Here is a 22,660-nt window from a genome sequence, read left to right as displayed (position 1 = left end):
CCACCGAGATCTACACTTGATTTGTCGTCGGCAGCGTCTGTTGTGTATATGAGACTGGGCTGAGCAAGCTCGCAAACAGCGAATCCACCCGCAGCGCTGCGGGTGGATTCGCTGTTTACAGGTCTACTGGGGGATGAACTCGGGTACGCGAGGCTCGGAAGACACAGCGGCCGTGACGGGTTCACGCTCCAGTCGGTGCGACAGGCCCACGGTGGCGAGCATGGCCAGTCCGAGGGCGGCGCCGATCCAGCCGACCGAGGCGAAGCCGAGCCCGGCACCGATGGCCAGGCCACCGAGCCACGGGCCGACCGTGATTCCCACGTTGAATGCCGAGTAGTTGGTCGCCGCGGCCAGCGTCGGCGCGCCGTCGGCGAGTGCGAAGACGCGGGTGTTCAACGCGGGGTTCGTGGCGAACCCGAAAGCGCCGAGCAGCACGACGAGCACGATCATCGCGGCGGGGGAGTGCGCGGTGACGGCGATCGCGGCCGCGGCCACCGTCATCCCGGTGGCTCCCACGTACAGGGTGCCGAACGGGTGCGCGTCGGCGAAGCGGCCACCGATGGTGATGCCGATCAGCCCGCCGAGACCGTACAGTCCCAGCACCGCCGGGACCCACGCCTCCGAGATACCGGTGGTGTCGGCGAGCATCGCGCCGAGATAGGCGAAGGTGACGAAGGCTGAACCCGTCGACAGCGCGGTGGCGCCGTAGGACACCCACAGGCGCGGGTTCGCCATCACGCGCAATTCGCCGCGCAGCGCGGTGACCGTGCTCGGCCGCCCGCCGGGGATCTTCGCGAGCACTCCGATCATGGTCAGCGCGGACAGTCCGGCGACCGCCCAGAAGGCCGCGCGCCAGCCCAGATGCTGGCCGATCACGGTGCCCGCGGGCACCCCGACGATCGTGGCGATGGTGAGTCCGCCCGCGACGATGCTCATCGCCCGCCCGCGCAACCGCGGCGCCACCAGGCTCACCGCCGTCGTCGCCGCCAGCGCCCAGAACCCGGCGTAGACGAAGGCGCTCACCACTCTCGTCCCGAGGATCAGCCAGTAGTCGCCGCTCAGCGCGCCGACGACATGGGTCGCGACGAAGATCGCGAGGAAGGCGAGCAGTGCGTCGCGGCGTGGCCAGCGCAGCGTCACCACGGCCAGCAGTGGCGCGCCGACCAGCATGCCCAGCGCGAAGGCCGAGATGAGCAGTCCGGCACTGGGAATGGACACGCCGAGGTCGGCGGCCATTTCCGGGAGGAGACCGGCGAGCATCAGCTCGGAGGTGCCCTGGGCGAAGATGGACAGGCCGAGGATGTAGATAGCGGTCGGCATGACAAACCTTTCCTACGAACTATTTTGAATCAATCAGTCCAAAATGAGGACATGACTAGAAGACGGTTCAGGTTCGGTGATCTCAGAGGCAGCGCATCGCGGTATCGGCGATCGCCGTGAGGGTGGCGCGGTCCGCACCACCGCGCGCCGCGACCCGCATGCCGCTGATCGTGGCGGTCAGGAACTGGGCGATGGCGCGCGCCTCGCGATCGAGGGCGAATTCGCCTGCGCGCTGGCCGCTTTCGATGGTTGCGGTGAGTGCGTCGAGGCGGCGCTCTTCGTCGGCGCGGAGGTCGGCCTTGACGGCGGCGTCGTGCGGCGCGAGTTCGACGATCGAGTTGACGACGAGGCAGCCCGCCGGTTCGGTGTCGGGTGCGTCGGCGATTCGGCGCAGCACGGCGCCGATCCGTTCCCGAGCCGGTGCGTCGCTGTCGAGGATTTCGAAGATGGGTGCGTTCTTCGTGGTCATGTAGTGCCGCAGCGCGCGGTCGAACAGCTCGCGTTTGCTGGTGAAGGTGTTGTAGATGCTGCTGCGGCCCAAACCTGTCGCGGCGCAGAGATCCTGGGTGGAGGTCGCCTCGTAGCCCGCGGACCAGAACGCCCGCATCGCGGCGTCCACCGCGCGGTGCTCGTCGAACTCCTTGGGTCGGGCCATGTCGATGACCGTAGCACATTTTGAACAGATCAGTCCAAAATATGCAGTGTGCGAGCGCAGGCCCACTGTGGTGGGTCGTGATGGCCGCCCCGCGAACTACGAGCTAGCGTCGAGAGACGTGACGTCCGTGCCGCTGCTCGACTCGCCATCGCCCGCCGAGATGTCGTCTCGGCCGGGACGGCTCGCGTTGTCCGGGCCCGCGGTGCTGCTCGTCGCGGCCTGCCTGATCGTGGCGCAGCTGGTGCTGCGCGGCTGGGTGGCCGGTGCCGGGTTCTTCTACTGGGACGATTTCCTGCTGATCGGGCGGGTGAGCAGTCAGCCGGTGTTGTCGACGGAATTGCTGTTCACCAGTCACGACGGGCACGTGATGCCGCTGGCGTTCGTGCTGACCTGGCTGGTCACCGAAGTGGCACCGCTGAATTGGACGGCGGCGGTCCTCGCGCTGATGGCGTTGCAGCTGCTGGCGTCGCTGGCGGTGTTGCGCCTGATCGTCGTGCTGGTCGGAGTTCGGGCGCGGATGCTTGGGCCGTTGGCGTTCTACCTGTTCGTGCCGTTGACGGTGCCCGCCTTCGCCTGGTGGTCGGCGGCGGTGAACGCGCTGCCGTTGCAGATCGCCCTGGCCTGGGTGAGCGCGGACGCCGTGCGACTGGTGCGGACCGGGCGGCGCGGGTACGCAGTGTCGGGGGCGGTGGTGTTCGCGGTGGCGTTGCTGTTCTTCGAGAAATCGGTGGTCGTACTGCCGGTGGCTTTCGCGGTCGCGGTGCTCGCAGCCCACGTATCGGGAGGGTCGGTGCGTGCGGCCGCTCGCCGTGGCGCCGCGCTGTGGACGGCGGCCGGCGCCGTGTTGCTGGCGTGGGCGGCGTGCTTCCTGCTCGTTATCGAGCGCCCGCGCGGACTCTCAGCGCCCGAACACCCCGGATCCCTCTGGAGCCGGGCGCTGTCGGACGGGCTGGTACCCGCCCTGTTCGGCGGTCCGTGGCGCTGGGAGCGCTGGCAACCCGCCACCCCGTGGGCCGATCCACCGAGCGTGCTGGTCGCGCTGAGCTGGCTGGTGCTGATCCTGTTCGTGGCGTGGACAATGCGCACCCGCCGCCGGGTCGTCGCGGTCTGGGCGTGCGCTGCCGGATACGCGGTGCTGACCATCGCGCCCGTCGTCCTCCTGCGCGACGGCCCGAGCACCGCGGGTCTCCTACTCCAGTCCATGCGCTACTTCGCCGACTTCGCCGTGATCGCCACCGTCGCACTGGCACTGATCGCTCTGGCGCCCGGTCGGCACGGGCCGAGTCCGGTCATCGGATCGAACGAACAACAGGTTCTGGCGGGCGCCCCCCTGACACATGCGCGCACCGTCGGTGGGTCGGCTCGGATCGAGGCCGGGCGCGACAGCCGAGTGCGGCAGCCGGCGGGTATCGCGGCGATCGTCCTGTTCCTGGCGAGCAGTGTGTACTCGACGATCACCTTCACCAGATCATGGGAACCGAGCCCGGCCCGCACCTACGTCACCGGCGTGCGAGCCGCCCTTCCCGGCGTCGCCGACGCACCGCTGCTGCCACAAGAGGTTCCGTGGAATGTGTTGAACCCGTTGGCATTCCCCGAGAACATGACCGACCGTGTCTTCGCCCCGATCGCGACACCCACCACCTTCGCCCTCTCGACCCCACGCCTGCGCATGATCACCGACGAAGGCGCCGTCGTCGACGCACAGGTCTGGTGGAACCGGGCCATCGTCGCGGGCCCCGAACCCCGCTGCGGCCACCGCGTGCGCGGCACCGCCGGTGCCAACCTCCCGCTCGACGGCCCCATGCAGATCCGCGACTGGACCGCCCAGGTGAACTACAACGCCGAACGTGACGGCCGGATCGCCCTGTCCTTCGAAGGCGAGACCGAAACGATCGCCGACGTGCGCGCGGGCTTGAACACCGTGTACATCCGGCTGCTCGGGGGCGGCGACACCCTGCGGATCAGGTCCCTCGACGAGCGGCAGTCGCTGTGCATCGGCGCCGGACCTGTCGGGGTCACCGCACACACGCGGTGATTCGTTGATCGAGCACACCGGCGCGGGGCATGCGATGCTGGGCCGATGAGGCAGTTTCGGGTGTGGGCACCGGAGGCGGGAGCGGTGCGGCTGCAACTGGACGGGGTCGAGCACCCGATGCGAAGAAACGGTAGCGGCAACTGGTCGGTACGCGTCGACGCAGGTCAGGGTGCCCGATACGGGTTCCTGGTCGATGACGATCCGACGGTACTGCCCGACCCGCGCTCGCCCCGCCAACCCGACGGGGTGCACGAAACCTCCGCGGTCCATGACCTCGACCAGACGGCCTGGACCGACCGGAACTGGACCGGCAGAGCCCTGGCAGGCTCGGTGTTCTACGAACTCCACGTCGGCACCTTCACCCCCGACGGCACCTTCGACGCGGCGATCACCCATCTCGACCATCTCGTCGCCCTCGGCGTCACCACCGTCGAACTCATGCCGGTCAATGCCTTCGACGGCACCCACAACTGGGGCTACGACGGCGTCCTCTGGTACGCGGTGCAGGAAAGCTACGGCGGCCCCGACGGCCTGCAACGGTTCGTCGACGCCTGCCACGCCCGCGACCTCGCCGTCTGCCTCGACGTGGTCTACAACCACCTCGGCCCCTGCGGCAACTACCTGCCACGCTTCGGCCCCTACCTCACCACCGGCCGCAACACCTGGGGGCGCGGCCTCAATCTCGACGGTCCGGGCTCGGACGCGGTCCGCGCCTACATCATCGACAATGCCCTGCGCTGGCTGCGCGAATTCCATATCGACGCACTGCGCATCGATGCCGTCCACGCGCTGGTCGACCGCACCGCCACCCACCTGCTCGACGAGCTCACCGTCGAAACGACCGCGCTGGCGGCACATCTGGGCCGCCCGCTGAGCTTGATCGCCGAGAGCGACCTCAACGATCCCCGCCTGATCACCCCGCGCGCGGCGGGCGGCTACGGGCTCACCGGCCAGTGGAACGACGACCTGCACCACGCCGTCCACACGGCTGTCTCCGGCGAAAGGCAGGGCTACTACGCCGATTTCGGCTCACTGGCCTGCCTCACGCACACACTCACGCACGGGTTCTTCCACGCCGCAACGTATTCCAGCTTCCGTGGCCGCACGCACGGTGCTCCCATCCCGCGCGATCTCGTCCCCGGCAGCGCCCTACTGGGCTACACCTGCAACCACGATCAAATCGGCAATCGCGCGATCGGTGATCGCCCCAGCGACTACCTCACCCCCGGCCAGCTCGCGGTGAAGGCGGCGCTGGTGTTGCTCTCGGCGAGCACCCCGATGTTGTTCATGGGGGAGGAGTGGGGCGCGCGCACCCCGTTCCAGTTCTTCACCTCCCATACCGACCCGGTCGTCGCCGCGGCCACCGCCACCGGGCGACGCGCCGAGTTCGCCGAGCACGGCTGGTCCACCGAGGAGGTGCCCGACCCGCAGGATCCGGCCACCTTCACCCGCTCCAAGCTCGACTGGACCGAGGTCGGACGCGAACCGCACGCCCGGTTGCTCGCCTGCTATCGCGGCCTGCTCGCCCTGCGCAAGTCGAGGCCGGAATTCACCGACCCATGGCTGGAACGAGTTTGGGCCGACTACGACGAGGCGCGGCGCTGGTTCATCCTGCGGCGTGGCCGAATCTCGGTGGTGTGCAACCTCGCCGAGGACGAAGTGGTGATCCCGGTGCACGGCCGGGTCCTGCTGGCCTGGTCACCCGCCACCGAAAGTGGTGCGGGAACACTCATTTCGGGCCACAGTTTCGCCGTGCTGGAGGAAGGCGACGGCGCGGGCACGGTGGTCACCGAGTGATGACGCCGGGGCACAGGTCGGCCACAGTCCGAAACGCGGCATTGCCGAATGGGCATAACGCCGTATAGTCAGATGATGAGCAACGACGCTTACGGGCAGGAAAGCGCTGCCCTCCCGGCCGGTGTCGGGGGCTACGCCCCGGCCGGATTCGGCCCGCTGGTGCGCGCATTCGCCGCCTTGATCGGCCATCGCCGCGACGCGGGCGGTGCCATCGCCATCTATCGGCACGGTGAGCCGCTCGCCCATTTCTGGACCGGTAGCGGGGGTGACCGGCCGTGGAACGCGGATACCGGTGCGATCGTGTTCTCCGCGACCAAGGGCGTCACCGCCACCGTGATCCACCGGCTCGCCGATCGCGGACTGATCGATTACCAGGCGCCGGTCGCCGAGTACTGGCCGCGCTTCGCCGCGCACGGTAAGGGTTCGATCACCGTCGCCGACGTGCTCACCCACCGCGCCGGACTGTCGTCGCTGTCCGCGGTCGCGAGCACCGCCGCGGAAGCCCTCGATCACGAACTCATGGAGGACCGCCTCGCGCTGGCCACTCCCGACCGCATGCGCGGCACCCCGACCTATCACGCCCTGACCTACGGCTGGCTGCTCGCGGGCCTGGCCAGGGGTGTGACCGGCCGAAGCATGAGTGAGCTGATCCGCAGCGAGGTCACCGATCCGCTCGGTATCGATGGCATCCACCTCGGGCGCCCCGCCGTGGACTCCTCGACCGAATACGCCCGGCTGGTGGGCGCGCACATGAGCTTCGCCGCGCACCCGATCGCCGCGGGCTTTCTCGCGAAGGTCGGATTCCGGCTGCCCGGACCGCTCGGTGCGGCCGCTCGCTGCCTGTTCGTGCCCGGCCTCGACGGCATCCTCGACGGCGACGACCCGACGATCCTGAACACCGAGATGCCCGCGGGCAACGGTGTGGCCACCGCCGACGGGTTGGCGAAGATGTACGCCGCGCTGGCCGACGGCTTCACCGTCGACGGCGCACCGTACCTGCGGCCGAGCACGCACGCCGCGATCCGCCGGGTCCAGACCTACCGGCTCGACCACGCGCTGTTCTACCTCCCGATGATGTGGCACCTGGGCTACCACTCCCTGCCCATCCCCGGCGCACGGCACGGCTTCGGCCACATCGGGCTGGGCGGTTCGTTCGGCTGGGTCGACCCGCAGTCGGGCCTGTCGGTGGCCTACGTCCACAACCGCCTCGACCAGGTACTGCTGCCGTACGACCAGGTCGCCATGGGCTGGCTGCTGCCGCTGGTCCTGTCGAGCGTGCGCGCGAGCCGGGTACCCGGATCCCGCGAGGACCGCGCGGCGGCGTAACCGCCGCGCGGCATCGGCGCTACGTGAGGTAGCGGTAGGCGGGGGAGCCCGGTTCCAGGCGTTCGGCCTGGATCGGGGACTCCTCGATGCGGTGCATCAGCGAGGCCAGGTCGTCGGTGGCGCCGAGTTCGATGCCGACCAGCGCGGCCCCGGTATCGCGGTTGTTGCGCTTGACGTACTCGAACATGGTGATGTCGTCGTCGGGGCCGAGGACATCGTCGAGGAAGCGGCGCAGCGCACCGGGTTCCTGCGGGAAGTCGACCAGGAAGTAGTGCTTGAGGCCGCGGTGCACCAGTGAGCGTTCGATGATCTCGCCGTAGCGCGAGACATCGTTGTTGCCGCCCGAGACCAGCACCACGACCGTGCTACCCGGCACTATGTCGATCTCGGTCAGTGCCGCGGTGGCCAGTGCGCCCGCGGGCTCGGCGATGATGCCTTCGCTCTGGTAGAGGTCGAGCATCGCCGTGCAGATGGCGCCCTCGTCGACCATCATCACCCGGAAAGATGCTGCGCCGGTCTGGGTTTCGGGTGTGGTGAGCAGCGGCAGCGAGGCGTGCGAGACCATCCGCCCGCCGAACGAGGCCGCCGCCCGGTAGGGCAGGTCGCCGATGCGGCGCACGGCGGCACCGTCGACGAACGGGTCGATCTCGGGCAGTGTCACCGGAGCACCGGCGACCAGTGCGGCGGTGAGCGAGGCCGCGCCCGCGGGTTCGACGCCCAGCAGACCGGTCTGCGGTGCTCGTTCGCGCAGGTAGGTGCCGATGCCGGCGAGGCAGCCACCGCCACCGACCGGAACGATCACCAGGTCGGGCGCGGTGCCGAGCTGCTCGAGGAACTCCGCGGCGATGGTGCCCTGACCCGCGGCGGTGCGCGGGTCGTCGAACGGCGGCACCATGGTGGCGCCGGTGCGGGCGACATCGTCGGCGGCCGCGGCGGCCGCGGCGTCGTAGGTCTCGCCGACGGCGATCAGCTCGACGAACTCGCCGCCGTGCACGCGGATGCGGTCGCGCTTCTGCTTGGGGGTGGTGGTCGGCACATAGATGCGCCCGCGCACACCCATCGCTTGACAGGCGAAGGCCACGCCCTGCGCGTGGTTGCCCGCGCTGGCGGCCACCACACCGGCCGCGCGCTCGGCGGCGGTGAGCTGCACCATCAGGTTGTAGGCGCCGCGCAGCTTGTAGGAACGGACCGCGGTCAGGTCTTCGCGCTTGAGGTAGACCTGCGCACCGGTGCTCGCCGATAACCGCGCGCTGTATTGCAGCGGAGTCGGCTCGATGATGTCGGAAATTCGCTTGGCGGCGGCGTCGATCTCGTCCGCGGTGAGCGGCGGACGGATTACGGACACTTCGGCGACGTCAGCGATGGGGGACACCCGGACAATGCTACCGAGGCGTCTCGCGCGTTCGGTGAGCGGAACCACCCGCCGTGGCAGCCACGGCGGGTGTGCCCGGACCTGCGGGTTCAGCGCGGGGTGAGGACGAAGACCGGGATCACGCGATCGGTCTTCTTCGTGTACTCGTCGTAGTCGGGCCACACGGCCACCGCGCGTTCCCACCACCGCGCTCGCTCGTCGCCGGAGACCTCGCGAGCGGTGTAGTCCTTGGTGGTGGTGCCGTCGCGCAGTTCGACGTGCGGATCGGCCTTGACGTTGTAGTACCAGACGGGGTTCTTCGGCGCCCCGCCCAGCGACGCGACGACGGCGTACTCGCCGTCGTGCTCGACCCGCATCAGCGGTGTCTTGCGCAGCTTGCCGGACTTGGCGCCTGTGGTGGTGAGCAGGATGACGGGCTTGCCTTGCAGCGAAGTCCCCTCGGCGCCGCCGGAATTCTCGTAGGTCTCGGCCTGTTCGCGTGCCCAGTCCGAAGTGCTCGGTGCGTACTCTCCTGTCAGTGGCATGACCTGCACAACGAATCGACGCTGTGTGATGTTCCCGACAGGGTGACCCGGGAAAGTTCGGTGGCCCGAACTTCGATGTGCGCCTATCCTGGTCTGCATGGCAGTGCTCACCTCATCGGCAGCATCCGCGACCGTCGACATCGCGGGTAGCGCTTGGCCGGTCTACAAGCTCGAGGCGCTCGTCGCCGCGCTCGTGGTCGGTGCGCTGTTACTGCTGATCGTCGGGTCGCCGCAGGTAGCGGTGCTGGCCGCGGCAGCAGTCGCCGCTCTCCGCTGGACCGTGGGCGCCACGCGTACCGCCTCGCGCCACTGATTCGACTCCGTGGCGGATTCACTCCGTCAGGTCGAGCCCGCTCAACTCACCGCGCGAGAGCACGCCCAGCTTCGGATATGCCTTGTACAGGTGATGGCCGACGGTGCGGTGGCTCAGGAACAGCCGCGCCGCGATCTCCCGGTTGGACAAGCCCTGCGCCGCCAATCGCACGATCTGTGATTCCTGCGGGGTGAGCAGGCTGAGCGGGCCGCCGCCGGCTCGGGCGCCGGTGCCGATGCCGAGCGCACCCAGTTCGGTGCGGGCGCGTTCGCTCCACGGCGTCGCGTCGAGCCGATCGAACAGGTTCATAGCCTGCTCCAGCTGAGCCCGCGCGTCGACCTTGCGTTTGTCGCGGCGCAGCCACTCGCCGTAGAGCAGCCGGGTACGGGCTTCGTCGAACGGGCGGTTCGCGGCGAGCGCGGCCGTGAAGTGCTGCTCGGCGGCTGATCCGTCGGCCAGCAGCGCACGTCCGCGGGCGGCCAGCGCCGCGATCCACTCCTGTCCGGCCCGCTGTGACCAGTGGGTGAGCCGATCCAGTGCTTCGGTCGCACGGTCGGTCGCGCCGAGGCGAACCGCCACTTCGATCTGATCCGGGAGGGTGCGCAGCCCGATGACGTGGTGGCGAGCCGGCTCGATCGTCATATGGGCGAGCTCTGTCCGCGCCTGCTCCAGTCGGCCTTCCCCGAGTGCGAGCAGCGCCATGGCCGCGTGCGCCCACGACGCACCGACCGCGCCCGGCCCACCGAATTCCTCGGCCACCGCGCGATCGGCGTGGTCGCGACAGGATGTCGAATCACCGTGCAGCGCGGCGAGATACGCCAGAAACGCGTGGATCTGGCTGACCCACTGCGCCTGCCCGATGTCGCGTGCGATCCGCAACCCCTCCTCGGCCGCGATCCGGCCCTCCCTGGGCCGCCCACCGAACGACAACCCCTCGGATCGGAAGAACAACAGCGGCGCCAGCAACCCGATCCGCCCCTGCTCCCGGCATTCCCTGATCAACTCACCGGCCAGCTCCTCGACCTGCTCGTCTTGGCCGACGACCAGGCCGCTGCCACACAGCTGTACGAGATCGGCCGGACTGTCCGCCCCGCTCGCCCTCGCCGCGGCCGCCGCGTCGCGCAGGTCAGCGACCCGCTGTCCCGCCACCGACCCGGACAGATACCGCACGATCGGCGTCGCGGGATCGTCCTCCACCAGCCGCAGCGTGGTGAGGACGGCCGCGACCTCGTCGAGCTCATCGGGTCCGAGGTACCACGCGGTGTGGATGGCCTTGGTCAGAATGCGCGCAGCGCCACGTGGATCGGTTTCGCGCGCCGCGACGGCCGCCGACATCAGCCGCCGATGCGCGGAACCCGGTTTACCACCGGCGAATTCGGCCTGCGCGCGCACCAAGTCCAGGCGCAGCTCGAACTCGGGCTTACCGGAATCGAATTCAGTTCTGTGGGTAAGGGACTCGGCCCGCTCGGCCAGTCGTTCCGCTCGGTCGGTGAGGCCGGCTTCAGTCGCGGTCTCGGCGGCGAGGACGAGCCTGCGCACCCGCGCGCCGGCGTCGGTACTCAACGCCGCCGCGCGATCGTAGGCGGCCATCGCGCCGTGGAAGCCGTGGCGGCGCCGGGCGCGATCGGCTGTTCGTTCCAGCGCGGTCGCGGTGTGCTCGTCGGGACCTGTTGCCGCGCAGGCGAGGTGCCACGCGCGCAGGTCGGCGGCGTCGTCGTCGACCAGCGCGTCGGCGAGCGCACGATGGGCGGCGAGGCGGTCGGTGAGCGCCGAGCCCTGGTACACCGCGGACCGCAACAGTGGATGGCGCCACGTGAGCGTTTTCCCGTCGGTGGCGATCATGCCCGCGTCCTGCGCGGGTTGCAGATCTTGTAGTGACGCGCCGAGCGCGGACGCGGCACGCAGCACCGGAGCGAGGTCCGCCGCACCTGCCGCCGCGGCGACCAGGAGCACGGTTCTGGTCGCGGCGGGCAGTCGGGTGACCCGCCCGTGGAAGGCCAGCTGCAACCGCTGTGTCAACGGCAGCGGATTCGTCTCGTCGACGATGTCTTCGCCGACCGCGGACGGAAGTTCCAGCAGCGCAAGCGGATTGCCGTCCGACTCGGCGAGCAGCCGATACCGCACGGCCGGAGTCAACGGGGTGGTACCGGCATCGAGCAGTGCCGCCGCCGCGTCGGGACGCAACCCCGACAGTGCGAGTTCCGTCAGCCCGGGAGCGGGAAAATCCTGCGGCCCCGAGCGAGTCGCGAACAGCATCACCACCCCCTCCGCGTCGAGCCTGCGTGCCGCGAACAGCAGCGCCTCCGCGGTGGCCCGGTCCAGCCAGTGCGCGTCATCGATCAAGCACAGCAGCGGCCCCTGCGCCGCCTCCTCGGCGAGCAGTGTCAGCACCGCCAGCCCGATCAGCATCCGATCGGCGGGAGCGCCCTCGCCCAGCCCGAACGCCGCCTCGAGTGCGTCACGCTGCCGCGACGGCAGCTGCCGCACCAACTCCATACCGGGCCGGACCAGCAGATGTAGTGCCGCGAAGGGCAATTCGGCCTCGGACTCGATGCCCGCACTGCGCACGGTCGGAACACCTTGCGCCGCTGCGTAATCCAGCAGCGCGGTCTTACCGATCCCGGCTTCACCGCGCAGGACCAAGGCCCCGCTCCGGCCCACGCGCGCACCACTGAGCAGGTCATCGATCCTGGCCTGTTCGGTGTCGCGTCCGTGCAGCATGGGCACCACCGTATCGCCGCACCGGTATCGCGACGGAAAAAGTACCTATAGGCGACTGATTCGACCGACCCCCCTCGCGCCATAACGTTGGTGTCATCGCAGGAACAACCCGCGAAATACCAGCTCAAAGCCCATTTCGGAGGTCGATATGAACACCGTCGTCGCGCAGTACCTGGAAGCCTGGAACACCCGCGAGCCCGCCGCCCGCCGCTCCGCGGTCGCCCGTCTCTTCACCCCGGACGCCCGCTACGTCGACCCGCTGGTCGCGGTCACCGGCCACGCCGAACTCGAGGCCGCTATCGCGGGCGTGCAGTCCCAGTTCCCCGACTGGACCTTCACCCTGGCCGGCCCCGTCGACGCCCATCACGACCAGGTCCGCTTCACCTGGGGCCTCGGCCCTGCCGACGCCCCCGCCGTCGTGATCGGCTTCGACGTCGCCGTCCTCGCCGACGGCCGCATCGACAGCGTGTACGGCTTCCTCGACCAGGTCCCCACCACCACCTGATAGGCGCACTCGCCTAACCCTTTCGCAGCCAAGGAGCACAGCCATGACCACCACCGCCCCGTCCCGTCTGTCCGCACTGCTCGCCTCCGGCGATAACCTGCTGCGGCTGTCGTTGCGCCTAGACGCCGTCGTCACCACCGCCAACGGCCTCGCCTACCTGGCGCTGGCGCAACCGCTGGAACGGCTACTCGGCCTCGAGGCCGGTGTCGGCCTCGCGATCGGCGCCTTCCTCACCGCCTACGGTCTCGCCGTCGCGGTCGTCGGCCGATCGTCGCCCGTCAACCGTGCCGCGGCGTCGGTGGTGGCGGTGGGCAACACCGCCTGGGTCGTGGCCAGCCTTGCCGCGCTGTCGACCGGCGTACTCGGTCTCACCACGGTGGGCGCGGTGTGGGCGGTGATGCAGTCGGTGACCGTCGGCGGTTTCGCCGCCCTGCAGTACCTCGGCCTGCGCCGAAGCCACTGAGCCGCCCTCGAGGGACCGACGCACCCAGCGTCGGTCCCTCGCTTGCGTTGTTCAGCGCACCAGCAGCGCGACAGGAAGTCGGGCGAACAATTTGTCCAGCCGTGCACTACCCGCGAAGGTGTTTCCGGTGAGACGATCGGTCCAATTGCCCTGTGGCAGCGGCAAAATGGTGTCGAGCCAGCCCGTTGTGCCGAGCCCGACCGAATGCCGGGTCGCCGCCACGATCACCTCCGGCGCCTCTCCCGCGGGCCCCCGCCCATAGGCGATGAACCGATTCGCGTGCTCTCCGATGGCATAGAGCGGCCGGTACATTCCGCCGACGAAGCACTCCGGCCGCTCCCGGCGCAACCACAGCGCATACGCGACCACCCACATCTTCGCCGCGCCGGTGGTATCCAGAGTCGGTGTGTCGGTGAGTGATTGGAGCATCCCCACCCGGGTGGCGAAGTTGACCGGCCGCCGGTTGTCGGGGTCTACGAGGGAGTCCTCCCACAACTCGGTGCCCTGATAGATATCGGGAATCCCCGGCGCGCCCAGCTGCAAGAGCTTCTGCGACACCGCGTCCGACCACGCGTGCGGCGCGAGCTCATGCGCCAGGTCGCCGATGCCGGTACCGACCGGCCCGTCGATCACCGCGTCGAGCCACCCGTGCACGGCCGATTCGAACTCCGCGTCGGGCTCTTCCCACGAGGTCTTGGTCCCGGCCTCGCGAATCGACTTCTCCGCGAAAAGATGCAGCCGATCGCGCAGGCCGGGCACCGACGAAGCGGGCCGTCCGTCGGCGGGCCACACACCGAACATGTTCTGCAACAAGAACAGTGCCGTCGCCCCGTCGGGCGCGGGAGTGGTCTCCAGCCAGCCGCGAACCCGCTGCGACCAGACATCGGCGACCTGCGACAGCACCCCGATCCGCGCGCGCACATCCTCACCACGCTTGGTGTCGTGGGTCGAGATCGTCGTCATGGTCGCGGGCCAGCGCTGCGCGCGTTCGCTGTTGGACAGGTGGAAGTCGTTGACGGAGTGGCCGAAGCGCGCCGGATTCCCGCCCACCTCCTGGAGCGACACCAGCCGTGCGCCCTGATAGAACATGGTGTCCTCGACCGACTTGGCGGTGATCGCCCCACACACCTGCGAGAACCTCCGCGCCGCTTCACCGCCCATCGTCAGCGCGGTCACCAGGACCGAAAGTGGTGCCGTCAGTTCGGCATTGCGCTTCTCCACCTCCGCCACGACCGCGGCGGTCATCCCGGCCAGCGGCGCGTAGTCCACCCGGTACACCGGCATGAAAGCCAGCACCTCGATGGTCGCGTTGCTCACCGCGAGGGTGTCGAAACTGCCCGCATTGCCGTCGCGCTTGATCGCGGCGACCAAGCGCCGGATCTCCGGCGCCAGAATGGTTTCGGCGACGGCCCGCTTGATCCGATGCTCGGTCTCACCGAACCACGCCCGGTCGCTGCCGTGCCCCGCGACGTGCTGGGACAGTTCGGTCAGCGTTGTCTCACCCGCCGGATCGATCAGCACCCCGCCGAGATCGGCCAGCGCGTCGTAGCCGGTGGTTCCGTCGACCGGCAGTGTCGCGTCGAGCGGCTCGCGATTGGCGAGGATCTTCTCGATGAGCAGCAACCGCTGCGGTCCGATCAGCCTGCGCAGCCGGGTGAGATACGCACTCGGATACGACAATCCGTCCGGATGGTCGATGCGGACACCGTCGATCAGATCGTGTTCGCACCAGGCCGTCAGCTCCCGGTGCGTCGCCTCGAACACCTCCGGGTCTTCCTGCCGGATCGCGGCCAGACTACTCACCGCGAAAAACCGCCGATACGTGCACAAACCGGCCTTCCAGCTCACCAGCCGGTAGTGCTGGCGGTCGTGGATGCGCAGCGCGTTGTCACCGTCGGTACCCGCCGCGATCGGGAATCGCAGATCGTGCAGTGCCAGCATCGGTTCGGCCCCCGACCGGTCCACGGTCAGCGCGGCCGGGTCGTTCTCGTTCTGCAGGACCGGCAGCGCCAGCCGTCCGCCTGCGCCGTTGCCCGAGCTCCAGTCGATGTCGAAATACTTGGCGTACTGCGACTTCCGGCCGTTGCGCAGCACATCCCACCACCACGGATTCTGCCGCGGATCGGCGACACCCACATGGTTGGGCACCATGTCGACGATCAATCCCATGCCCCGACTTCGCACTTCGTCGGAGAGTGCTTTGAGCCCTGTCGGCCCGCCGAGTGCGGCGGAGACCGTGGTGGGGTCGGTGACGTCGTAACCGTGTGTCGACCCGTGCGTCGCGGTCAGGATCGGCGACAGGTACAGGTGCGAGATGCCCAGCTGCTGCAGGTATTCGGCGATGGCGCGGGCATCGGCGAAGGTGAGCGCGTCGGGGCGCAACTGCAACCGGTAGGTGCTGCGCACCGTGCCGGCCCGGACGGGCGCGCGATGCAGCATGGTCACTGGGTCGGTCACATAGGTCTCGGTCATCGTCTCGCTCGGCGGCTAGGTGGTTCGGCGCAATACGAGCAGGCAGCGGCTGGCCACCGGCAGCGTCGCAGCCGCGGCGTACACCGCGTCGGCCGCGCCGGTCGGGGTCGAACAATCCAGGGCTAGCGACCATCGCGCACCGAACTCCGGGCCTGGCAGCACGAAATCGATCGCTTCGTCGTGCGCATTGAAGCACAGCAGGAACGAGTCGTCGGTGATGCGCTCACCCCGCGGACCCGGTTCGGCGATGCCGTCGCCGTCGAGCAGCACGGCCAGTGACTTCCCGAAGCCGCTGTCCCAGTCGTCATTGGTCATCTCGGTGCCCGCGGGCGCGAACCAGGCGATCTCGCGCCGGTGACCCTGGTCGTCGCTCGGCCCGGCGGCCAGGAAACGGCGCCGCCGGAAGATCGGATGCTCGGTGCGCAAGGCGATCACGGCCCTGGTGAACTCGAGCAGGTCGGCATTGGTCTGCGCCAGCGACCAGTCCATCCACGCCAGCGGCGAATCCTGGCAGTACACATTGTTGTTGCCGAGCTGGGTGCGTCCGATCTCGTCGCCGTGGGCAAGCATCGGCGTGCCCTGACTCAGGACCAGCGTGGCCAGCAGATTTCGTTGCTGACGAGCACGCAGCGCGAGGACCCGCGGATCGTCGGTCTCACCTTCGACGCCACAGTTCCACGATCGATTGTGGCTTTCGCCGTCGCGATTGCCCTCGCCGTTGGCGTCATTGCGTTTCTCGTTGTAGGACACCAGATCTCGCAGCGTGAAACCGTCGTGCGCGGTGACGAAGTTGATGCTGGCGCCCGGCCTGCGCCCTGTCGACTCGTACAGATCTGACGATCCGGTGAGCCGAGAGGCGAACTCACCCAACGTCGCAGGCTCCCCACGCCAGTAATCACGCACTGTGTCACGGTATTTGCCGTTCCATTCGGTCCACCGACCGGGGAAATTGCCGACCTGGTAGCCGCCTTCGCCGACGTCCCACGGTTCGGCGATGAGCTTGACCTGACTCACCACCGGATCCTGGTGCACCAGGTCGAAGAACGCGGAAAGCCGGTCCACATCGTGTAATTCGCGTGCCAGTGTCGCGGCGAGGTCGAAGCGGAAGCCGTCGACGTGCATGTCCAGAATCCAGTACCGCAGCGAATCCATGATCAGTTGCAGCGTGTGCGGATGCCGGACATTGAGGCTGTTGCCGGTGCCGGTGTAGTCCTTGTAGTACTCGGGTTCAGTGTCGTCGAGCCGGTAGTAGGCGGCGTTGTCGATGCCGCGCAGGCTCAGAATCGGCCCGTTGTGGTTGCCCTCGCCGGTATGGTTGTAGACGACGTCGAGGATCACCTCGATGCCCTCGACATGCATCGCGCGCACCATCGCCTTGAACTCCGCGACCGCACCGTCGCCACGCGGCCGGGCCGAATACTGGTTGTGCGGCGCGAGATACCCGATGCTGTTGTAGCCCCAGTAGTTGCGCAATCCCTGATCGGTGAGCACGTGATCGTGGAAGAACTGGTGCACCGGCATCAGCTCGATCGCGGTGACGCCCAACGATTTCAGATGTCCGATGATCGCCGGATGCACCAGGCCCGCATAGGTGCCGCGCAGATCCTCCGGGATCTCCGGGTGTGTCATCGTCAGGCCCTTGACGTGCGCCTCGTAGATCACCGTCTCGTGATAGGGCCGGTTCGGCGGCCGGTCGGGACCCCAGTCGAAGAACGGGTTGATCACCACCCCGGTCATCGTGTGGCCCAGCGAATCCAGTCCGTAGGTGTAGAGCGAGGGGTCGTTGACGAACTCGCCGTCGAACGCCTTCCCATACGGGTCGAGCAGCAGTTTGCTGGGATCGCAACGCGATCCGAGCTCCGGATCGTAGGGGCCGTGGATGCGAAAGCCGTAGCGCTGACCCGGCGTGACGGCGGGGAGATAGGCGTGCCAGACATAACCGTCGACTTCGTCGAGGTCGACGCGGGTCTCGGAGCCGTCCTTGGCGATCAGGCACAGCTCGACCTTCGTGGCGACTTCGGAGAACACCGAGAAGTTCGTGCCCCCGCCGTCGTAGGTAGCGCCGAGCGGATACGCGGTGCCCGGCCACACCTCGGGTCGGTCGTTCGGGCTCGACATGCTACGACAGTAATGGAACCCATGGCCCCACCGCGCACGATGTGACTGGGCGCTCGCCGACGCCGCTCAGGCGGATGTGGTGGCGAGCAACCGCCGGGCGTAGCCCGTGCGCCGCGCGAGCCGGGCCAATCCGCCGAAGATCAACCGCTGCAGCAGCGCGGGCGGACCGGCGAGATAGCCGTCCTGGTACTCCCACAGCAGCCCGAGGGCGAGCGGATTGCGGGGGAGTTTGCTCGCTGTCGTCTTGTTCGCGTTGTCGAGGCCGCTCCAGAACTCGAACATCTCCCAGTGTTGCAGCGGCGGGCGGATCACATTGTCCATCACGGTGTCGCCGGCTTCGTTCCAGAACTCGTGCACGGCTCGCGGGGGAGCGGTCACCGTATCGCCCGGCCCCGCGACGATTTCCACTCCGTCGACCCGGAACCGCACCCGACCGGTACGGATGGTCCAGGTTTCACCGATCTCGGGATGCCAGTGCGGGCCCGCCTGCCGACCGATCTGTGGCAGCACGTGTTCGAGGCGCAGATAGGCGCCCTGCGCGTCGGCGCCGCGGTCGACGAGCGTGACCCGATGCCCGTTGCGGAAGGTGAGGACGGAACCGATGTCAGCCATCATCCAGATATAAAGGTAACCTTCCTATTATGTCAATGGCTGAGCGGTCCTCATTGTTGAAACTGCTGGTCCAGGCGGCCGATGCCTACGAGCGCACGCTGAACCCGATGCTGCGCGCGGGGCTCGGTACCGACCTGCGCCCCGCGCACTACGCGGTGTTCCGGTACCTGGCGCCGGACGGATCCCGGGTGACCGCGCTGGCCGAGGCCGCCGGAATGACCCAGCAGTCGATGGGGGAGTTGGTCACGCACTTGGAGAAGTGCGGATACGTGGAGCGTGTACCCGATCCCGCGGACGGGCGCGCGCGGCTGGTCGTCACCACCGCGGCGGGGCGGGCGGTGGTGACGCTGGCCGGGCAGCACATCCAGCGGATAGAGGAGTCGATCGCCGCCGAACTCGGCGCGGAATCGCTCGCCGTGGTCCGGGACGCGCTGGCTCGGCTGCCCGCCGCGCTCGCGAATCACGGCGACACCCGGTCCGCCGACGGCGGCAAGTGATAACTTGAACGGCGTTCAAGGCTGTCGTCTCGGCAGCACCGGGCGACGACGAGGAAACCTGTGGACCTGAGCCCCGAGCAGATCACCGCCCTCGATGCCGAACACGTCTGGCATCCCTACGGCGGATTCCCCGCGACCACCGAGCCGCTGGTCGTGGCCGGTGCGGCGGGCACGCGACTCACCCTCGCCGACGGGCGCGAACTCGTCGACGGGATGAGCTCGTGGTGGGCGGCCGTCCACGGCTACTGCCACCCCGTGCTCGACGCGGCCCTGCTCGCGCAATCGCAGCGGATGAGTCACGTCATGTTCGGCGGCCTCACCCATGAACCGGCCACCCGCCTGGCCCAATTGCTGGTCGAACTCACCCCCGCCGGCTTGGACAAGGTCTTCCTCTGTGATTCCGGCTCGGTCTCGGTCGAGGTCGCGACGAAGATGTGCCTGCAGTACTGGCGCAGCGTCGGGCGCCCGGCGAAGAACCGGCTGCTCACCTGGCGCGGGGGATACCACGGCGACACCTTCACGCCGATGAGCGTCTGCGACCCCGACGGCGGTATGCACGCACTGTGGACCGACGTCCTCACCGAGCAGGTCTTCGTCCCCGCGCCGCCGCGCGACTTCGAACCCGACTACGTCGCCGTACTCGAACGCGCGATCGACACCCATCGCGACGAGCTGGCGGCGGTCATCATCGAACCCGTCGTGCAGGGCGCGGGCGGCATGCGCTGGCACGACCCGCGCTACCTCACCGAACTACGCCGGATCTGCGACGACAACGACGTCCTGCTCGTCTTCGACGAGATCGCCACCGGATTCGGCCGCACCGGTGCACTGTTCGCCGCCGACCACGCGGGCGTCACCCCGGACGTGATGTGCGTCGGTAAGGCGCTGACCGGGGGTTATCTCACCCTCGCCGCGGCGCTGTGTACAGCGCGGATCGCGGAGACGATCAGCGCGGCGCACGGCGGGCTGATGCACGGGCCGACCTTCATGGGCAATCCGCTGGCCTGCGCTGTTGCGGTCGCCTCGATCGAGTTGCTGCGCTCGCGAGACTGGCAGGGCGAGGTGGCCAGGATCGAGTCCGAACTACGGGCGGGCCTGGCGCCGCTCGCCGACCTGCCCGGCGTCGCCGAGGTCCGCGTTCTCGGTGCGATCGGCGTCGTCGAACTCGATGAACCCGTCGATATGCGCGCCGCGACCGATGCCGCCGTCGACGCGGGCGCCTGGCTTCGCCCGTTCCGCAACCTCGTCTACACGATGCCCCCGTTCATCAGCAGCACGGCCGACATCGCCACCATCACCGAGGCCGTGCGCGCGGCGGTGAAGGCCTCGGTCGCATGAACTTCGCGGCTGATCGGCGGCGGGGCCGACACGGCGCCGCTCGCACAACCGACTGGTCGAGAGGTGTCGGCGTCATGCCGACCGCGGTGACGGCAGCGCTTCGATGAGTGCGCGGGCAACCGTCCTGAACGGTGTTCAAGTATGCTGCTCAACTGTGAGTAAGGATCCGTTGAGCTGGTTGGACGAGCGCGCGGCCGAGCGGGTCGACGCCGGGCTACGCAGGCACTTGCGCGAGCGTGCCGCTGAGTCGCCCGCGATCGACCTCGCCTCCAACGACTACCTGGGCCTGCACCGGCACCCCGAAGTCGTCGAGGGTGCGATCGCGGCTGTGCGGCGGTGGGGAGCGGGGGCCACGGGTTCGCGACTGGTCACCGGAACGACCACCGAGCACGCGCTCCTCGAAGCCGAACTGGCCGAATTCGTCGGCGCCGAAACAGGATTGGTCTTCGCCACCGGCTATGCCGCCAACCTGGGTGTGGTCACCGCACTGGCCGGCCGCGGCACCCTCGTGGTCTCCGACGCGGGCTCGCACGCCTCGCTGGTCGACGCGTGCAGGCTCTCCCGCGCCAGGGTCGTGATCGCGCCGCACCGCGATGTCGCCGCGGTCGAACGACTGCTCGCCGACCGCACCGAGGAGCGCGCGCTGGTCCTCACCGATTCGGTCTTCAGCGCCGACGGCGACCTCGCGCCACTGGCCGACCTCCATCGTGTCACCCGGGCGAACGGCGCCATCCTGATCGTCGACGAGGCCCACGGCCTCGGGGTGCGCGGCACGGGCGGACGCGGGCTCGTGCACGAGCTGGGCCTGGCAGGCGAACCGGACCTCGTCGTCACCGCGACCCTGTCGAAGGCATTCGCCGCCCAGGGCGGGGCAGTCCTGGCCGATGCCAGGATCCGCGCCCACCTCATCGACGCCGCCCGCACCTTCATCTTCGACACCGGCCTCGCGCCCGCCGCGGTCGGCGCCGCCCGCGCCGCGCTGGCGCTGCTGCGCAACGATCCCTCGATGGCCACCCGCGTCCTCGACCGGGCCGCCGACATCGCCCGGATCGCCGGAGTATCCGACCCGGATTCCGCAGTGGTCTCGGTAGTTCTCGGAGAAGCCCAAGTTGCGTTCGACGCCGCGCAGGCCTGCCGCGCCCGCGGACTCGACGTCGGCTGCTTCCGCCCGCCCTCGGTCCCCGAAGGAACGTCGCGACTGCGCCTCACCGCTCGTGCCGACCTCACCTCCGCCGAACTGGAGACGATCGCCGACGTCCTCGGCGATGTGCTCGCGTCGGCCCGCGGCAAGGAATCGGTGACGGCATGACTGTCCTGTTGATCAGCGGCACCTCGACCGACGTCGGCAAAACCGTCGTCACCGCGGCACTGGCCGCCGCCGCACAGGCCGAGGGCCGCACCGTCGCGGTCTGCAAGCCCGCCCAGACCGGCATCGCTCCCGGCGAGCCCGGCGACCTCGCCGAGGTCACCCGCCTGAGCGGGGTGACCCGGACCCTCGAGCTCGCCCGCTACCCGGACCCGCTCGCCCCCGACACCGCCGCGCGCCGCGCGGCCATGCCCCTACTGACGCTGAGCGAAACCGTCGCCGCCGTCGATTCGCTCGCCGACGCCGACTTGGTGCTGGTCGAAGGTGCGGGTGGACTGCTGGTGCGGATGGGGGAGTTCACCCTGCTCGACCTCGCCCAGAAGATCGGTGCCCCGGTGGTAGTTGTCGCCGCGGCCGGCCTCGGCACCCTCAACCACAGCGAGCTCACCACTCGCATGCTCGCCGCGGCTGGTGTTCCTTGCGCAGGCTTGGTCATCGGCTCCTGGCCGACCGATCCCGACCTCGCTTCTCAGTGCAATCGGGACGACCTTCCACGAGTCACCGAGACTCCGATAGTCGGCACAATCCCCGCAGGCGCGGGACAGTGGGACCGCCACCGCTTCACCGCGGCAGCGCCGAGCTGGTTCACTACCGACCTCCTGCATGGAAAGCGCCCTTGACCAGCCGATTTGACTTCGTGTTTGTCGGCACGTAACTTTATTCGAGTCAGAGCGACACGGACACCGACTCAGCCGCTGGTTGAGACACGAGGTAGGACGTTGAGCGCCTGACTGATCATGTGTTCGGAGGAACTCGGATCGGATTTGCTTCCGGCCGGTTGTCTGAGCTAAGTTTGAACCCTTGCCTCACCGAAACCCCTCCGAGAAGTTGTGGGTAGAAGTGTGTGCGTGTGTTCTTTGAGAACTCAATAGTGTGTCGATGAATGTCAGTGCCAATAATTATTATTGGTTCCAATCCTTCATGTACCCCCCGGTCATGGGAGATTGGACATTGAACAACAGCGAATCTTTTTGCTGGTGTTTGCTTTGCTAGGTTTTCGGACTCTAGTTAGATAATTTTGATTCGCTCTCTTCGGAGGGTTGTTTCGAGAGTCTTCAACGGAGAGTTTGATTCTGGCTCAGGACGAACGCTAGCGGCGTGCTTAACACATGCAAGTCGAGCGGTAAGGCCCTTCGGGGTACACGAGCGGCGAACGGGTGAGTAACACGTGGGTGATCTGCCTTGCACTTCGGGATAAGCCTGGGAAACTGGGTCTAATACCGGAT

General features: G+C 68.5%; 18 protein-coding genes and 1 rRNA gene. 11 read left to right on the top strand and 8 right to left on the bottom strand.

Going from position 1 to position 22,660, the window contains the following annotated elements; all coding sequences use genetic code 11:
- Window positions 1–123 precede the first annotated feature (123 nt).
- Together ACFWPK_RS33785 and ACFWPK_RS33780 are read right to left on the bottom strand one after the other, a co-directional pair.
- Window positions 124–1,320, bottom strand: coding sequence for a Cmx/CmrA family chloramphenicol efflux MFS transporter (locus ACFWPK_RS33785; RefSeq protein ID WP_378922817.1), 1,197 nt, complete (start codon window positions 1,318–1,320; stop codon window positions 124–126).
- Window positions 1,321–1,402: 82 nt separating this feature from the next.
- Window positions 1,403–1,975, bottom strand: coding sequence for a TetR/AcrR family transcriptional regulator (locus tag ACFWPK_RS33780; RefSeq protein WP_378922816.1), 573 nt, complete (start codon window positions 1,973–1,975; stop codon window positions 1,403–1,405).
- 118 nt (window positions 1,976–2,093) lie between these two features.
- Here ACFWPK_RS33780 and ACFWPK_RS33775 point away from each other — a divergent pair, with 118 nt between their 5' ends.
- The 3 genes from ACFWPK_RS33775 to ACFWPK_RS33765 all read left to right on the top strand — a co-directional run bounded on the left by ACFWPK_RS33775 (window position 2,094) and on the right by ACFWPK_RS33765 (window position 7,133).
- The gene (locus tag ACFWPK_RS33775) at window positions 2,094–4,010 is read left to right on the top strand and encodes a hypothetical protein (protein WP_378922814.1); all 1,917 of its coding nucleotides are present in this window, start codon (window positions 2,094–2,096) and stop codon (window positions 4,008–4,010) included.
- Between the two features lie 45 nt (window positions 4,011–4,055).
- Complete coding sequence (treZ, locus tag ACFWPK_RS33770) at window positions 4,056–5,807, top strand: malto-oligosyltrehalose trehalohydrolase (RefSeq protein ID WP_378922812.1); 1,752 nt, start codon at window positions 4,056–4,058, stop codon at window positions 5,805–5,807.
- 75 nt (window positions 5,808–5,882) lie between these two features.
- Window positions 5,883–7,133, top strand: coding sequence for a serine hydrolase domain-containing protein (locus ACFWPK_RS33765; protein ID WP_378922811.1), 1,251 nt, complete (start codon window positions 5,883–5,885; stop codon window positions 7,131–7,133).
- Between the two features lie 19 nt (window positions 7,134–7,152).
- Here ACFWPK_RS33765 and ilvA read toward each other — a convergent pair whose 3' ends face one another.
- Both ilvA and ACFWPK_RS33755 read right to left on the bottom strand, forming a co-directional pair.
- Window positions 7,153–8,505 carry a threonine ammonia-lyase IlvA gene (gene ilvA, locus ACFWPK_RS33760; protein WP_378922809.1) on the bottom strand — a complete coding sequence of 451 codons (1,353 nt, stop codon included), beginning with the start codon at window positions 8,503–8,505 and terminating at the stop codon, window positions 7,153–7,155.
- Window positions 8,506–8,594: 89 nt separating this feature from the next.
- The gene (locus ACFWPK_RS33755) at window positions 8,595–9,029 is read right to left on the bottom strand and encodes a nitroreductase family deazaflavin-dependent oxidoreductase (protein WP_378922807.1); all 435 of its coding nucleotides are present in this window, start codon (window positions 9,027–9,029) and stop codon (window positions 8,595–8,597) included.
- 97 nt (window positions 9,030–9,126) lie between these two features.
- Here ACFWPK_RS33755 and ACFWPK_RS33750 point away from each other — a divergent pair, with 97 nt between their 5' ends.
- Entirely contained in the window at window positions 9,127–9,342 is a 216-nt protein-coding gene (locus ACFWPK_RS33750; RefSeq protein ID WP_378922805.1) for a hypothetical protein, read from the top strand.
- 18 nt (window positions 9,343–9,360) lie between these two features.
- Here ACFWPK_RS33750 and ACFWPK_RS33745 read toward each other — a convergent pair whose 3' ends face one another.
- Window positions 9,361–12,063: an AAA family ATPase gene (locus ACFWPK_RS33745; RefSeq protein WP_378922803.1), complete on the bottom strand. Its 2,703-nt coding sequence runs from the start codon at window positions 12,061–12,063 to the stop codon at window positions 9,361–9,363.
- A gap of 148 nt (window positions 12,064–12,211) precedes the next feature.
- Here ACFWPK_RS33745 and ACFWPK_RS33740 point away from each other — a divergent pair, with 148 nt between their 5' ends.
- Together ACFWPK_RS33740 and ACFWPK_RS33735 are read left to right on the top strand one after the other, a co-directional pair.
- The gene (locus tag ACFWPK_RS33740) at window positions 12,212–12,568 is read left to right on the top strand and encodes a nuclear transport factor 2 family protein (protein WP_378922801.1); all 357 of its coding nucleotides are present in this window, start codon (window positions 12,212–12,214) and stop codon (window positions 12,566–12,568) included.
- Window positions 12,569–12,611: 43 nt separating this feature from the next.
- Window positions 12,612–13,031 carry a hypothetical protein gene (locus ACFWPK_RS33735; RefSeq protein WP_378922799.1) on the top strand — a complete coding sequence of 140 codons (420 nt, stop codon included), beginning with the start codon at window positions 12,612–12,614 and terminating at the stop codon, window positions 13,029–13,031.
- Between the two features lie 51 nt (window positions 13,032–13,082).
- On the opposite strand, the gene treY is transcribed toward ACFWPK_RS33735, so the two are convergent.
- The 3 genes from treY to ACFWPK_RS33720 all read right to left on the bottom strand — a co-directional run bounded on the left by treY (window position 13,083) and on the right by ACFWPK_RS33720 (window position 18,233).
- Window positions 13,083–15,470 (bottom strand): malto-oligosyltrehalose synthase, encoded by a 2,388-nt coding sequence (treY, locus tag ACFWPK_RS33730; protein WP_378922818.1) that lies wholly within the window; start codon window positions 15,468–15,470, stop codon window positions 13,083–13,085.
- A gap of 48 nt (window positions 15,471–15,518) precedes the next feature.
- A complete protein-coding gene (gene glgX, locus ACFWPK_RS33725; protein WP_378922797.1) occupies window positions 15,519–17,621 on the bottom strand; it encodes a glycogen debranching protein GlgX in 2,103 nt (700 codons plus the stop codon).
- A 66-nt stretch (window positions 17,622–17,687) separates the two neighbouring features.
- Window positions 17,688–18,233, bottom strand: a complete 546-nt coding sequence (locus ACFWPK_RS33720; RefSeq protein WP_378922795.1) for a cupin domain-containing protein — start codon at window positions 18,231–18,233, stop codon at window positions 17,688–17,690.
- A 35-nt stretch (window positions 18,234–18,268) separates the two neighbouring features.
- Here ACFWPK_RS33720 and ACFWPK_RS33715 point away from each other — a divergent pair, with 35 nt between their 5' ends.
- From ACFWPK_RS33715 to ACFWPK_RS33695, 5 genes are all read left to right on the top strand, one after another.
- Window positions 18,269–18,730, top strand: coding sequence for a MarR family winged helix-turn-helix transcriptional regulator (locus ACFWPK_RS33715; protein ID WP_378922793.1), 462 nt, complete (start codon window positions 18,269–18,271; stop codon window positions 18,728–18,730).
- Window positions 18,731–18,790: 60 nt separating this feature from the next.
- Window positions 18,791–20,068 carry an adenosylmethionine--8-amino-7-oxononanoate transaminase gene (locus ACFWPK_RS33710; RefSeq protein ID WP_378922791.1) on the top strand — a complete coding sequence of 426 codons (1,278 nt, stop codon included), beginning with the start codon at window positions 18,791–18,793 and terminating at the stop codon, window positions 20,066–20,068.
- A 154-nt stretch (window positions 20,069–20,222) separates the two neighbouring features.
- Window positions 20,223–21,377 (top strand): 8-amino-7-oxononanoate synthase, encoded by a 1,155-nt coding sequence (locus tag ACFWPK_RS33705; RefSeq protein WP_378922789.1) that lies wholly within the window; start codon window positions 20,223–20,225, stop codon window positions 21,375–21,377.
- Window positions 21,374–22,054, top strand: coding sequence for a dethiobiotin synthase (gene bioD, locus ACFWPK_RS33700; RefSeq protein ID WP_378922786.1), 681 nt, complete (start codon window positions 21,374–21,376; stop codon window positions 22,052–22,054). Before ACFWPK_RS33705 ends, bioD begins: the two co-directional genes overlap by 4 nt.
- 435 nt (window positions 22,055–22,489) lie before the next feature.
- Window positions 22,490–22,660: ribosomal RNA gene (locus tag ACFWPK_RS33695) — 16S ribosomal RNA — on the top strand; the annotation flags it as partial.

This window comes from Nocardia sp. NPDC058519 (genome assembly GCF_042719755.1).
In the GTDB taxonomy this organism is placed as follows: Bacteria; Actinomycetota; Actinomycetes; order Mycobacteriales; family Mycobacteriaceae; genus Nocardia.
Note: the sequence above shows the minus strand (reverse complement) of the source record. Positions and strands in the feature narration are given on the sequence as shown.

Coding starts and splice junctions, on each gene's coding strand:
- glgX (WP_378922797.1), bottom strand. CDS start 17,621: ATGTCGAGCCCGAACGACCGACCCGAGGTGTGGCCGGGCACCGCGTAT.
- bioD (WP_378922786.1), top strand. CDS start 21,374: ATGACTGTCCTGTTGATCAGCGGCACCTCGACCGACGTCGGCAAAACC.
- ACFWPK_RS33715 (WP_378922793.1), top strand. CDS start 18,269: ATGGCTGAGCGGTCCTCATTGTTGAAACTGCTGGTCCAGGCGGCCGAT.
- ACFWPK_RS33755 (WP_378922807.1), bottom strand. CDS start 9,029: ATGCCACTGACAGGAGAGTACGCACCGAGCACTTCGGACTGGGCACGC.
- ACFWPK_RS33720 (WP_378922795.1), bottom strand. CDS start 18,233: ATGGCTGACATCGGTTCCGTCCTCACCTTCCGCAACGGGCATCGGGTC.
- treZ (WP_378922812.1), top strand. CDS start 4,056: ATGAGGCAGTTTCGGGTGTGGGCACCGGAGGCGGGAGCGGTGCGGCTG.
- ACFWPK_RS33765 (WP_378922811.1), top strand. CDS start 5,883: ATGAGCAACGACGCTTACGGGCAGGAAAGCGCTGCCCTCCCGGCCGGT.
- treY (WP_378922818.1), bottom strand. CDS start 15,470: ATGCTGCATCGCGCGCCCGTCCGGGCCGGCACGGTGCGCAGCACCTAC.
- ACFWPK_RS33750 (WP_378922805.1), top strand. CDS start 9,127: ATGGCAGTGCTCACCTCATCGGCAGCATCCGCGACCGTCGACATCGCG.
- ACFWPK_RS33735 (WP_378922799.1), top strand. CDS start 12,612: ATGACCACCACCGCCCCGTCCCGTCTGTCCGCACTGCTCGCCTCCGGC.
- ACFWPK_RS33780 (WP_378922816.1), bottom strand. CDS start 1,975: ATGGCCCGACCCAAGGAGTTCGACGAGCACCGCGCGGTGGACGCCGCG.
- ACFWPK_RS33745 (WP_378922803.1), bottom strand. CDS start 12,063: ATGCTGCACGGACGCGACACCGAACAGGCCAGGATCGATGACCTGCTC.
- ACFWPK_RS33785 (WP_378922817.1), bottom strand. CDS start 1,320: ATGCCGACCGCTATCTACATCCTCGGCCTGTCCATCTTCGCCCAGGGC.
- ACFWPK_RS33740 (WP_378922801.1), top strand. CDS start 12,212: ATGAACACCGTCGTCGCGCAGTACCTGGAAGCCTGGAACACCCGCGAG.